General features: G+C 43.4%; 13 protein-coding genes and 1 riboswitch. Of the genes, 3 read left to right on the top strand and 10 right to left on the bottom strand.

Translation table 11 applies throughout. From position 1 onward, the window contains the following. Positions 1-134 precede the first annotated feature (134 nt). Positions 135-238, bottom strand: a riboswitch (SAM riboswitch). Positions 239-266: 28 nt separating this feature from the next. From BLT53_RS00715 to BLT53_RS24870, 4 genes are all read right to left on the bottom strand, one after another. Continuing rightward, on the bottom strand, positions 267-1,493 hold the full coding sequence (locus BLT53_RS00715; RefSeq protein ID WP_090232018.1) for a threonine synthase: 1,227 nt from the start codon (positions 1,491-1,493) through the stop codon (positions 267-269). A 211-nt stretch (positions 1,494-1,704) separates the two neighbouring features. Beyond that, on the bottom strand, positions 1,705-2,199 hold the full coding sequence (locus tag BLT53_RS00710) for a DinB family protein (protein WP_090232016.1): 495 nt from the start codon (positions 2,197-2,199) through the stop codon (positions 1,705-1,707). Between the two features lie 237 nt (positions 2,200-2,436). Next, positions 2,437-3,072 (bottom strand): pyridoxamine 5'-phosphate oxidase family protein, encoded by a 636-nt coding sequence (locus tag BLT53_RS00705; protein ID WP_170834180.1) that lies wholly within the window; start codon positions 3,070-3,072, stop codon positions 2,437-2,439. 151 nt (positions 3,073-3,223) lie between these two features. Next, positions 3,224-3,373 carry a hypothetical protein gene (locus BLT53_RS24870; RefSeq protein WP_156412545.1) on the bottom strand — a complete coding sequence of 50 codons (150 nt, stop codon included), beginning with the start codon at positions 3,371-3,373 and terminating at the stop codon, positions 3,224-3,226. Positions 3,374-3,635: 262 nt separating this feature from the next. On the opposite strand from BLT53_RS24870, the gene BLT53_RS00700 reads away from it, so the two are divergent. Further along, the gene (locus BLT53_RS00700) at positions 3,636-4,571 is read left to right on the top strand and encodes a M15 family metallopeptidase (protein ID WP_090232013.1); all 936 of its coding nucleotides are present in this window, start codon (positions 3,636-3,638) and stop codon (positions 4,569-4,571) included. Between the two features lie 40 nt (positions 4,572-4,611). Here BLT53_RS00700 and BLT53_RS00695 read toward each other — a convergent pair whose 3' ends face one another. From BLT53_RS00695 to BLT53_RS00675, 5 genes are all read right to left on the bottom strand, one after another. Next, positions 4,612-5,025: a DoxX family protein gene (locus tag BLT53_RS00695; RefSeq protein ID WP_090232011.1), complete on the bottom strand. Its 414-nt coding sequence runs from the start codon at positions 5,023-5,025 to the stop codon at positions 4,612-4,614. A gap of 157 nt (positions 5,026-5,182) precedes the next feature. Continuing rightward, positions 5,183-5,806 carry a nitroreductase family protein gene (locus BLT53_RS00690; RefSeq protein ID WP_090232009.1) on the bottom strand — a complete coding sequence of 208 codons (624 nt, stop codon included), beginning with the start codon at positions 5,804-5,806 and terminating at the stop codon, positions 5,183-5,185. Between the two features lie 145 nt (positions 5,807-5,951). Continuing rightward, positions 5,952-7,562, bottom strand: a complete 1,611-nt coding sequence (locus BLT53_RS00685; RefSeq protein ID WP_090232008.1) for an APC family permease — start codon at positions 7,560-7,562, stop codon at positions 5,952-5,954. Between the two features lie 135 nt (positions 7,563-7,697). Beyond that, entirely contained in the window at positions 7,698-9,131 is a 1,434-nt protein-coding gene (locus BLT53_RS00680) for an NAD(P)H-hydrate dehydratase (protein ID WP_090232006.1), read from the bottom strand. A gap of 79 nt (positions 9,132-9,210) precedes the next feature. Next, positions 9,211-9,936, bottom strand: coding sequence for a hypothetical protein (locus tag BLT53_RS00675; RefSeq protein ID WP_090232004.1), 726 nt, complete (start codon positions 9,934-9,936; stop codon positions 9,211-9,213). 209 nt (positions 9,937-10,145) lie between these two features. Here BLT53_RS00675 and BLT53_RS00670 point away from each other — a divergent pair, with 209 nt between their 5' ends. Continuing rightward, positions 10,146-11,240, top strand: coding sequence for a tetratricopeptide repeat protein (locus tag BLT53_RS00670; RefSeq protein ID WP_090232003.1), 1,095 nt, complete (start codon positions 10,146-10,148; stop codon positions 11,238-11,240). Beyond that, on the top strand, positions 11,237-11,362 hold the full coding sequence (locus BLT53_RS25560; RefSeq protein WP_280138787.1) for a hypothetical protein: 126 nt from the start codon (positions 11,237-11,239) through the stop codon (positions 11,360-11,362). The genes BLT53_RS00670 and BLT53_RS25560 overlap by 4 nt, the downstream gene beginning before the upstream one ends. Positions 11,363-11,402: 40 nt before the next feature. On the opposite strand, the gene BLT53_RS00665 is transcribed toward BLT53_RS25560, so the two are convergent. Continuing rightward, positions 11,403-12,920, bottom strand: coding sequence for a M36 family metallopeptidase (locus BLT53_RS00665; RefSeq protein WP_425284645.1), 1,518 nt, complete (start codon positions 12,918-12,920; stop codon positions 11,403-11,405). Positions 12,921-12,943: the final 23 nt, after the last annotated feature.

Raw genomic sequence — 12,943 nt, 5'->3', positions numbered from 1 at the left:
ACAAAAAATAAACGCATATCATGCAAATGACATGGCGCCTTTGGTTGACCAATCAGCAGCTGTTCAAAATTAAAAAGCCTCTTCCTGCATAAATGGTAAGCAAGAAGAGGCGAATATTTCAAAGTGCTCGGCTCTTCTTATCTTTCAAGCAATACGCTTGTGGAATTGGCACAGTACTCTAAACGAGTCCGCTGCCGAGGATTCATCGGGCCATTCCCTCCCCCTCTCTACATAAGAAACAGTAAACCGTTATTCTATTTTGTCTTTTAATTGACCTTCTCTTTATTTCTCGGAAGATCCTCGCCCGGCTGGAGCACAAGCGGATTAACTTCCACAGTATCCGGATATTTGATCCCCTGACCGGTATTCAGGCAAATTACGCGTTCCCCTGGCTGAATCCAGCCTTTATCTCTTAATTTTTTGGCCGCTGCAAATGTGGCCGCTCCTTCCGGGCAAATGAAAGTTCCCTCAAGTTCAGCAGCATGGCCCACCGCTTTTTGAATTTCTTCTTCTGAAACAGCGACCGCACAGCCTTCGGTTTCATAGATGGCTTCAAGAACTAAAAAGTCTCCGATGGCTTTTGGGACATTAATGCCGAACGCTGCTGTTTTGGAGTCTTCCCAGAATTCTGATTCATTTTTGTGCTCCTCCCACGCTTTCACAATAGGAGCACATCCCTCTGCCTGAACGGCTACAAGACGCGGGAACGTGTTTCCTTTAAAAAGACCAAGTTCCTTAAATTCCTTTAATGCTTTATAAATACCGATCAAACCAACGCCTCCGCCGGTAGGATACAGGATGACGTCCGGCGTTTCGCTTCCGGACTGCTCAAGAATTTCATAACCCATCGTTTTCTTGCCCTCGATCCGGTAGGGTTCCTTTAATGTTGAAGCATCATAGAATCCCTCTTCTTTTACCAGATTGGCAACCATTTTTCCCGCATCACTGATCAGGCCGTTCACAAGGTAAAGCTCTGCTCCGGAAATTGCCGTTTCTTTCCGGGTAATGACCGGTGCATCAACAGGCATTACGATCGTCGGCTTAATCCCCGCCCTCGCGCAATAAAGCGACCATGCGGCTCCTGCATTCCCATTGGTGGGCATCGCGAGCTGGGCCACCCCCAGCTCTTTTGCTTTTGAAACCCCTACTGCTGCTCCCCTGGCTTTGAATGAACCCGTAGGTATGAGACCTTCATCTTTCATATATAACGATTCGATTCCCAATTTTACACCTAGCTTAGTCATCGGCAATAAAGGGGTCATTCCTTCACCGAGAGATACAACATGTTCCTCATTCGTAACCGGCAGCAGCTTATGATAACGCCAAAGGTCATCGCGTGTTTGATCAATAATTGTGTCTTCCTCTTTCAATCTCTCAAGATCATACTCCACAAGCAGAGGTGAACCACAGGTACAAAGCTGGTGAAGTTCATTGTGATCATAGGTTTTAGAGCATTTTGGACATACAAGATGGCTTACAAAGCTAAATGACATATCGAAAACTCCTCCAAAGTCGAGAAAAGCCAGGAGCTTCTTGCTGAAGATTCCTTTCCTGCCAGCGCAGCAGAGCACAGTAAAAGAGACACTGCCCTGCATCGCAAAGAAGTGCCTTCAGTTTTCTGATCAGCTTTTCCTATTGTGTTTTTGTTGTATTCATTTTAGTGGAAGTATTCCGATAAGTCAACTCTGTTTTATAGTGGATCTTTTATATCCTCGCCAGCACCTTGTCCCTTATTTCCTTAATTTGCTCCAAATGCCTTTTTTCGTGATAGCCGACAAATGGGATCCATTGCTCCAACGGCATCGGGCCAAAAACAGGATGCGGATACGATTTTTGTTTCAGCTCTTCCTGATTTGCGCCGGCAGCCACTTTATTCAGCTCATTTCTCGATTCTTCCAATTTGTTTTTCATTTTTTCCAGGGTCATGTACTTTTTCGTAGGAACCACAAACACAGGCGCACTGACTTTCACACTTCGATCCACCGTCCTGTCAATCGGCTTCCTCTCGGCAGGAGTTGTTATTTTGCTTTTCAGACGGTTTGAGACAATGATCGCCACCGACCGTTCCATGAGGTAGAGATGGTGAAGTGTCTGCATAATGGACCACCTTCCCTTTTCTTCAGGTTCATTTAATTGATTGTCCGTTAAGTCATTTACCATTTCCAGCACTTCATTTCTAACTTCTTCGTTATGATTCACATAGACCGCCTCCCGGTTTCTGTTTACGATTCTACTTTTCTTCTCTCGTTATCTAGTATTTTCCTTTATTTTTGTAAAATCAAAAATTTTAAAAGTGGCAAACGCAGCTATAGCCAGCCTACCGTAAAAACACCAGCTGCAGACTGGTACCAAGCAAGGGCTCGAATCATAGCTTTAAAACGTTATTCATCCTAAAAAAGAGACAAATTAAATAAGAATGCCAAAGGGCATTCCTTTTTAATATAGCCGGGTTTTATAGCTCTCTTCCAATCCTTTAGCCACCTGCTTCTCACTCATGGCCGGTATATTCATGTGAGCTGCCATGATCGCGGCTGCAGATGGGATTTCTTCCTTGGAAAGCCACGTTTGGGGATTCCAGATTCCCGAACGGATAAAAGCCTTGGCGCAATGAATAAAACATTCCTCTGCTTTTACAACTACACCGAAAAGTGGAGGTTTTCCGTTAACCTCGTGTCGCTCCAACAGTTTGGAATCTCGGCATAACATCGCTTTGCCATTGATTCGTAAGGTTTCTCCCATGCCCGGAATCATAAACAGCAATCCGACTGCAGGATTCTTTATAATATTTTTTGCTGAATCCAACCGGTTATTTCCCTTGCGCTCAGGAATGAACAAGTAATGTTCATTCAATACGGTTACAAAGCCTGGCTGATCCCCCCGGGGTGAAACATCGCAACGCCCATCCGCTCCATAAGTGGCCAATGAAAGAAATGGAGACTTTGAAATAAAATGTACACAGTTTTCATCCAATCGATCAATGACTTTATTGGCTGCACGGATACTGGGGCTGCCGCATTGGGCTTGCAGCTCTTCAAATTGCTCTTCGGTCGTAATAACCTCATGGAATTCCATCGCCATCCCCCTTACGAATTTTCTTCCATATTCAGGATAACACGGGGCTTCTCTGCTGGAAAATCTTTTTTAATCCATAATAAATGGCCTGAACTCCTGTGAAATTGGGGTTCAGGCCTTTTAATTCAACATTTGCATTGTCTCCTGTAAATCAATTTGGGTTTAGAAAGGTCAATTCATACTCTGGTTTTCTGTTTTCATCCGGTTTCTCCAATGTCCCCGCTGCCCTTAATAACGGCTGCTTAGGAACGGACTGCGTTATTTGCTTCGAAACGGGCTGCTCAACTTGATTGATTTCCATATGTCCATCCCTCCTTAACAAGTTTCTAACTCTATTCCCTCCCTATACTAGGGTTAAACATAAAAATTAATATTTTTAATGATTTATTTTATGAAAGTTTAACGAATTGGTTCATTGATTCATCAGTAGTTCATATAACGTTCGGTTTCATCCGAGGGTCTTGTGGGAATTTTAGTTATAATAAGGTTAAATTCCTCTTTTCATTCATCTTAAAAGATGGTAAAGTATTTTTTTGAACGTCATCTGAAAGGAAGTTTTACATATGAAAGTGAAAATGGCATCCGGCATATCTTTAGCTTTGAGTTTAGTTCTTTTTACAGGCTGCTCAAATGATGAGCCTGCAAAAAAAGAAAGCACATCTCACAATACTGAAGATCATGCAAAAGAAACACAAAAAAATAAAGATCAGTCCAAAACAAATGAACATAACAAAAATGCAGACCAAAACAAGCCAAGCGATGATTCAAAAAATAGTGGTGGAAAAGTAAGCCAGGATCCCGAATCAAAGGACGGACAAGAGCAAAAGAAGAACGATCCAAGCGAACCGACTCAGGATCACAAAAAGCCAAAGCCTCCAGCCAAGAATGACGACAGTGTTTCTGTGGTGGCACACCCTGAAAGCATTCCGGTACTTGTAAACAAGCGTTCGAAGCTTCCGGAAGACTATAGTCCGTCAGACCTTGTTTATCCAGATGTTCCTTTTATTTTCAGTGAGAAAATTGAAAAACGAATGATGCGAAAAGAAGCTGCAACGGCTCTTGAAAATATGTTTGCGGCTGCAAAAAAAGACGGGATTAATCTTACCGGCGTATCCGCCTACCGTTCACATGCCACCCAAACGGCTCTTTTTAACAATTATGCCAAACGGGATGGCTACGAAAAAGCCCGCACATACAGCGCATTGCCCGGCACCAGTGAGCACGAAACCGGATTGGCCATTGATGTAGCTGGCGATGGGGGCAAATGTCCTGCACAGGATTGTTTCGGGGGCACCCCAGAAGCAAAGTGGCTGGCAAAGAATGCTCCTGATTTCGGCTTTATTATCCGGTATCCCGAAGGCAAGGAAAACGTCACAGGCTATAAGTATGAACCTTGGCATATACGTTATGTCGGAACATCCGTTTCCAAAAAGATTGTAGCCAAGCATGAAACACTCGAAGAATATTTTAACGCTGTTCCTGTAACAAACGGCGAATAAGCATAGAAAAGTACCAGCTTTTATCCAGCTGGTACTTTTTTTATTGGTAATGATCGGTTTTATTTTTTTGGAACAAGGCACCGACTGACAACAAACGGCTGCCATTCAACAACAAAAATACAGAGATGACCAAATAGGCTAGATCAAGTTCATATCCAGCTGCCTGGCCGTTTCCAGTAAAGCCCGCTTGTGCTTTTACCGTAAGAATCGCACCGAGCAGAACCACGGCAAACAAAAAGGCGAGCAACCGGGTTCCCAATCCCAGAATCATTAAGATCCCTCCCACCAGCTCAATAACCGCAACGACATAGGCTAAAAAGCCAGGTAAACCAATGCTTTCAAACCAGCCTGCTGTATTACCAATTCCCCCCTGAAATTTTAAAATCCCGTGAATTAAAAAAGCAATCCCGATAAAAATTCTTAAAATAAATGCTCCTGCATCTTTCCCTCTCATCGTTTCAAATAACCTCCAACCAATTAATATTTGTTTCCTTAAATTACTTAATGTTAGCAAGTTTAAATAAATAACTAATTTACGTCAAGTAATTATGTATAAAAAAGTGTATAAAAAAACAACTTCCCAGAGGAAAGTTGTTTTGATGGCTCACGTATTAAAATTTATTCCAGACGATGGCTTCCTGAATGGGAAAGCGTGCCGTCTGATGAGCAGGTTTTACTGCTTTTCCGATGGAAATCAGCATTACAGGATGATATCTTTCAGGAATATCAAATGATTGGACAAGCTCCTCGGCATTAAATCCGCCCATGGCACACGTATCGAGATCTCTGGCTTTTGCTGCCAGCATAAGCTGCATGGATGCAAGAGAAGCATTACGGATGGCTTCATCCTTTGCCAGATCAGGTTTTGTAGCATACGCGTCTTTAATCTGGCTCACAAGAGTCGTTTTTACTTCCTCTGACATGTAACCTTCATCGACTGCCCCCTGATAGACCCTGTCAGCATTTTGGTCTGCCTCAAGGTCACCCAAAACTGCAACAACAGCCGCTGCCTCCACCACCTGCTGCTGGTTGTAGGCAATTGGCAATAATTGTTCCTTAGCTTGCTGGTCATGAATCACAAGAAACTTCCAATGCTGCAGATTCCATGATGATGGAGCCTTTGCCGCATCTTCAAGTAATTCTGTGATTTCCTCTGTTGTCAGTTCTGCTTCAGGATCATATTTTCTAACGGAATGCCGTTCATTTAGCACTTCTGTAAACTCTCGTGATGTCATGTATTTCCCTCCAATATTCCTATCTGCATTTGCAACGCAAAATTAAATTTAATTCTTTACTACACACCTGTCAACTATAATAACTTTAAATGGATAAAGAACCCTCCCCTTTGTCAGAGAAGGCTCCTCCGTTCTTTACCTGGCTCTAGACCGTGGGTCCTTTTAATTCTGGATTCTCATCCCCCGCAAGATCTTCGTCATCATTATCAATGATAGCTTTCGGAAGACCTGAATGCTTCGCCCAGAAATAAACGGCGAGCGCACCGACGGCGATAATAATCAAATCCCATGGATTGCTCAATATTCCTTTGCCGCCTCCAAACGATCCGATGTAAGAGATTAGCATCATCATTATATAGTAGGCAATGAGCCACCAGGATGACTTAATTTGCTGACCAAGGCTGACATCCTTTTTCGGAACAAATTTGGAGAATAACAAATAAATGAGAAACATGAGAAGCTGCGAGCCAATCAGCCATGAAATCGTCTTCCAGCCCGACCAGTAAACGATATACGTGGCAAAGATAAACGATAAAGGTGCAATAATATTCATTCCCTTTAATGTAAAAGGCTTATGAAGATCTTTGGCGTTAATGCGGAACGCTGCCGAAGAAATCGGAGCAATCGCATAAGAAAGAATCAATGCAACGGAACATACATTAACCAGGGCATTCCATGATGGAAACGGAAGCGTCCAAAAAACCGCCATTCCGAAAGACAGCCACAATGATGGCCTTGGAATCCCTGTCTTCTCATTTACTCTTGAAAAGACATTAAACAGCGTCCCCGTCCGGCTCCAGGCGTACACAAGGCGGGATGTGGTATTCATAAAAATATTTCCGTTTCCACCTGGGGAGATAATGGCGTCCAACACGACAATGGTGGCAAGCCAACCCAATCCAAGGGCAACGGCAATATCTTTGAATGGTAGCGAGAACTCTTGTGCAATTTTTGGCCATCCGTTTGAAAGAATATCGGTTGGAATCGCTCCAATAAACAAAACCTGGAGAAGTGTATAGATGATGGCCGCGAGTACAATACATACGATCAGCGCGATTGGGATATTCCGCTGTGGATTTTTCACCTCTCCAGCAACAGAAACGATGGGATGAAGACCAAGATAGGCAAACATCACACCGCCCGTTGATATGGCCGCCTGAACCCCTTGAAAACCGAATGGTGCGAACCCTTCTGCAGAAAAGTTACCCGACTTAAAATGGAACGCCAGCACGGTAATAATGGTTAGAGGAACAAAATATTTAAAGATCGAAATAATAATATTGGATTTCGTAAAAGCTTTAACGCTCCAATAATTTAAGAGAAAAAATAAGCATAGCAATGCAAACTGCAGCAGCCACCCGGCGATTGTGGGAGAATCCGATCCTGACTTTGTCAGGCCAGGGAACCAATAGGCAACATACTGTCGTACTGCCGTAACCTCAATTGATATTAAACTTGTGTAGGCAACAATGGTGATAAAAGAAATCAAATAGCCTACCAGCGGTCCATGAGAATAAACAGGATACCTTAAAATACCTCCTGTACGAGGGAGAGCCGCACCCAGTTCGGCATAAACAAACCCAATGAGGAGAACGATGAGGCCGCCGATAATCCATGAGAAACTGCCGATCGGCCCAGCTTTTGATGCCACATTACTTACAGCAAACAGCCAGGCTGATCCGAAGATAGCTCCTAGTCCAATGAGTATAAGATCTAACAATGATATCGATTTTTTGAATGGTCCTTGGTCTGACATAATTTCCTCCTTAGTGATTTCCGTTAACCCTTCTTCTCCTCCTTTCGGTATTTTTCGACTTAATCTGACAAAACATACATAATCAATGTTTATCCATTCTCCCCCTCCTTAAAACCACTTTTTCTCCTTTGCTTGTTATTCAAACTTCTTCATGACTACGGGAAGCAGTTCACTTACATCACTGGCCAATAATCCGCGCTGTGCTTTTGTTTTTTCCCAGAGGTCAGCACTGCAGCCATGAAAATAAACAGCATTTGCCACGGCCGATTTGATGTCTTTTTCCGAAGAGACAAAAGCAAGCAGCATACCGGTTAGTGTATCGCCGGTGCCTCCCTTCGCAAGTCCTGCATTCCCAGTTTCATTGACAAACAGATCTCCATCCGGAAAGGCAATGACGGTATTTCTTCCTTTTAAAACAGTAATAACTTCTTGATCCTGTGCGTACTTTTGGGCATAATGCAGACGTTTTTTTTGAATATCAGGTACCGGAACTCCTGTCATTTTGCTGAATTCTCCAGGATGGGGAGTCAGGACAATCTCAGCTTTCCTGCTCGGATATTGGCGTTCTCCAAGTGCACCGGCATCAATAATAAGGGGGAGATCGGATTGAAACAAAACCTTTAATGCCCCTTCGACGGCTTCTTGATCTTGAAGCCCCGGCCCGATGGCACAAGCTTTCATTCCTTTAGGCACCTGGCCGTCCACTACTTTTTCAAGCCCGTCGTGCGCATACATAGCTTCTGGAATACGGCCAGCCAGAATGCCTGCCACAAACCGGCTTGTCCCAATCGTCAGTTTTCCTATCCCGCTCCGCAAAGCGCCAATGCCTGCAAGAAGAGCACTTCCCGGCATTTCATCCGAACCAGCTAGCAGCAGGCCTGTTCCGAACGTTCCCTTATGCGCACCCTGCTCCCTTTTATGAAAGGTCCGTTTCACCTGTTCTTCTGTCCATACCTGCCACTTTGATTCTTGAGGCAGCCCAATGGATAGCACTTTTTTTTCTCCATAAAAATCCGTGCTGCCTTCCAAAAAAGCGGAAGGCTTATAGCCATGGAGACAGTACGTATAATGCGCCTGAAACGCTTCGTCAGCTCCTCCTTCATCTGCCGATACACCCGTTGGAAGATCAACTGCAATTTTAAGAGCATGCTGTTCGTTGGCCCAGTGGATCACCTTTTGTATTTCACCTTGTAGTGGAGGAGTCGCTCCTGCCCCCAGAAGTGCATCAACAATAACATCGTATGTTCCCTCGATCTCCGATACTTTACGTCCGCAAGAGGTATAGTGGGCAAAATGCTTCAGTGCCGTTTCACTTTTAGGTGTACCTACAGGAAAAACCAATTCACATAAATAGCCATGCTGCTGCAAATACCTGGCCAGTACAATTCCGTCACCGCCATTGTTTCCTTTTCCTGACATGATCAAAATCCGGTCTGTTTCGCCAATGTGCTTCTTCATTTCCTCAAATAAGGCTCTCCCGGCGTTTTCCATTAATGCGAAAACATCAAGCCCGCTTTTTTGAGCAACTTTATCGATTTGTTTAATTTCAGCTCCGGTAAATATATACACTTACAGTGCCTCCAATCATTCAATAAACAGCTGATTTTTGGAAATAAAAAAGCCTTTTCTTTAGTAAAGGCTTTTTTGTTTATTCAGTATCCTGTTTTTCCATAGTTAATGGATTTGAGCCTTCGTGCTGATCATTCCCATTATTTTCACTTGGCGGCGGCGCCCCTTTTTGATCACCAGGATCATTTGCTTCTTCATCTCCTGCAGGATCCGGCTTCTTCTCGACAACCGGTTTATCCTTTGGATCTTCATTTTGCGGGGGTTCCGGTTTCTTCGGTTTCTTTTCCGTTTTGTCCGGCTTTCCTTTAGACGGGTGCTTATCAGGCCCAGAAGATTCTATCTCTTTCATATTTTTGATTTGTTTTTTTTGCTTTCCATTTTGCTTTCCTTTTTGCTTTCCTTTTTGCTTCTCTTTCTCCTTTTTTTCCTTGCCCTTATGGTCATTATTGTCTTTTGGTCTCTCTGTATTTTTTCTCTCTTTCTTTTCGGACTTAGATTCTAATGCTTTACGCTCCGTCTTTTCCACCTTTTCTTTTTCAGCCTGATTTCTATTATTTTGGGGCTGAATTTTCCTCACCGGCTGGTCCTGAAAGAGCTGATCCGTTGAAATGACTTGCTCCAACAAAATCCTTTGGTCGGTATGATGTAATTGATTGGTTGAAACAATTACACTGGATAGCGTGTGGATGGACTCAGAATCCTTTGCCTTTGCCTTTTTTTCGGAGGTTTCCGCCTTATCCTGTCCTTCATATCCGAGCCATATCCCCAACAGCAGAAGCGGTATGGCCACCCAAAATTTATACATTACTTACACCTTCCTCATAGCTACATACCACGGCAGCAACAATCATAAACACCATTATGCGAAACAATTAAATCTAAATTTTATAAAAACTTGGGAAAATGGGGTCATAAACACCTCACTTATTATAATATTTTTGGGTTCACTTTCCCAAGTTTACTTTTTCCATTATATGCTACTATTTTTATATAACCTTCTTAAGGGGAGTTATCATGATATTACAAACAGAAAAGGCGTCTGAAGTCATTGAATTGTTCAGTCGATGGAATGTAAGTATGAGGGATCGGAATCTGGCAGTTATCGAGGAATTAAATATTGAGATACAGGAACTGCTTGATCCTGCCGAATTGGATCATCAGGAACTGCTGTGGCACTCTCTGCTGGAGACGCGGTATACACTCATCCATAAAAGGTATGACGACACCGAAGTCCTTTTGCAGCAACTGGAACTGCTTGAAGGACAACTTTCCCCTGAAATGGCATTTTATTATCACTTTTTTAACGGCATGTTTGCATCCAGCATGAACCGGCACGTGGATGCTGTTTCCAGATATCAGATCGCAGAGCGTTTTTTAGGCTGTGTGGAGGATAAAATTGAAGTAGCCGAATTCTATTATAAAGCGGCTGCCGCTTTCTACCATACCCGCAAATTTTTGCTTGCCATCAGTTATGCAAAAATGGCAAGGGAAACGTTTGAAGAAGTTTCAAAGAATGATTTAAGATGCGCTGATTGTGAAAACATCCTGGGCTTGTGCAGCCTCAGCCTCAAACAATATGAACAGGCAGAAGAGCATTTTTTAGATTCTCTGGATATCGCAGAAAAGTTTAAAAACGAAGAATTGCTTAACTTTATTCGCTATAACCTGGGATTTCTTTATTCTGAACAAAATTTATCCGATATCGCCATCCGGCATCTCGGCGAACTGTACAGTAAAAAGTTTATTCCTCACAAGCTTTCCTTTCTGCTTGCACGTGAATACTTCAAGATGAATGATAAGGGAAATGGATTTTATTATCTTCATCAGGGCATGGATGTGTGCAGCAACGTTCAAAATGAAGAGTATCTCCATCACCTCCAAATTTTAAATGCCCAGTACTCTGATCTTCCTTTTGAGGAAATTGAACAGATTGTTAGTGAGCATTTGAAATACTTTGAAGAAAAACAGCTTTGGGGTTTTGTGCAGGACTATACAGAATCTCTTGCTACCCTTCTTCATCATGAAAAACAATTTGAAAAAGCCAGTACTTATTTTTACCAGGCGTTCCGCGCTAAAACCAAAATCGAAGAAATGGGGTATTTAAGATGAAGACAGCAAAAATTCTTTTTGGAACATTTTTGGTTTTGACTGCGCTTATTGGTGCAGTTGCAAGTAACGGAAGCTTTGAGGCCGAGCACGGCGTAATCCGCGACACTCCAACACATCTTTAATCAAAAAAAGAGCCGGCCGGCTCTTTTTTTATGGATTTTATTATTTTGTAGATAATCCCCGGGCATTGAAGATCCGGTCAATCAACTTTCCATTTTTCCCGCGGTTAAGAAGCTCGTCTGCCTGTTTAATGGCACGGGCCCCTTCATTAAATGATGCATTCGGGGTAAGCGACCAATGAGACTGCAATATGATTGTGGTGGCAGCATCCCGTCCCAGTGCATTTGCCAATTCATAAAGAGGCTGAGACCAGATTTCTCCGTCGGCATGAACTTCCCCTATCGCATCTTTCGGGTACACTTTGTTTTCATCGAGCCTTCGCAGGCAAGGGGGATCGCCTGCGGAATACGAGGTCGCATCCCACTCGGCTACACAAGCTCTTCCAAAGGAATTTCCGGAAAGTGCGTCTTCATAAACAGCACCGAGATAATCCCCAAAGCCTTCACCCATGGAGCCACCTTCAATTGAATCTCCAAACCCCGGAACCTGGTTATCCTGCATGGAATGGCCATATTCATGGGCAATAACCCCTGCATCCTCTGCATCATCTACACCGCCTGATCCAAAGGTCAGGTCTTTTTTGGTCGGGCTGTAAAAAGAGTTATCTCCTTTATATGTGTTCACATTGGCTGTTATAGAGCGGTTATTGATATTTGTGAAGCCAAGCGACTGAATGTAGCGTTGCAGCCGGTCGATATGATAGTAAGCCATGACATCTTCAAACCGGTCATCGGACCGGGTATAATGGAAAACATTGCTTTTGTTTTTTGTTTTTGCTTTGGAATAGACATTAACAAAATCACCTGTAAGTGTACCTGATCCATCAAGTCCCTGCAACGCCACCCTTTTAAGCTGTGCGGTTAATTCCGGGGAATCGGCATCGTTATTATCCACAAGACTAGAGGCACTTCCGCTTGACTCTGCCGGATTCGGATAAAATACATGTCCCGACCCTATCGCTTTTTGGTTTAAGTCTTTCTTTTTCAACAATTTTCCTGTTCCTGCGTGAACAATGGTTTCCCATGCGCCAAAAGGTTCTTTTGCATGAACAATAACCTTGTATGCTGGTATGGCCATTCCATTTTGGATCACATAGCCAAACGTATTCTTTGTCGTTCCCCAATCTCCCTTCCCTTTGTCTCCTATCCATTTATGAGCTTTGGACTCCGCCTGGCCTTTGGAAAGCTTGTCCTCCACCTGTTCAACTGATGTGTAGGGAATATAGTCCGAAACCACAAGAGAAAATTCTCCAGAAGGATCTACTGTTACTGCAAGCTGTCTGCCGAATACTTGGTACCCATTGACCGTTTGTTGGTATCTCACGTAGCTCCCCGCCTCTGTCTGCACGGTATTGACGTAAGAAAGACCGGACAGATCCTGAGGCAGCTTTAATGCGCCCGCTTGTTCTTTTAAATAGGCATCCGCCCTTGCTTTCGCATTGATTTCTTGAGCTTTTACCATTGAGCTTGGAGCGGTAGAGCTTCCTTGCTGGCAGACAGACACACCCATGGTAATAACGAGAGCTGCTGCAGCGGGCCAAATCATTTTCTTTCTCATCATCTCTTTATCCCCTGTTCTATTTT

The organism is Fictibacillus solisalsi (genome assembly GCF_900103485.1).
Taxonomy (GTDB): Bacteria; Bacillota; Bacilli; order Bacillales; family Fictibacillaceae; genus Fictibacillus_C; species Fictibacillus_C solisalsi.
Note: the sequence above shows the minus strand (reverse complement) of the source record. Positions and strands in the feature narration are given on the sequence as shown.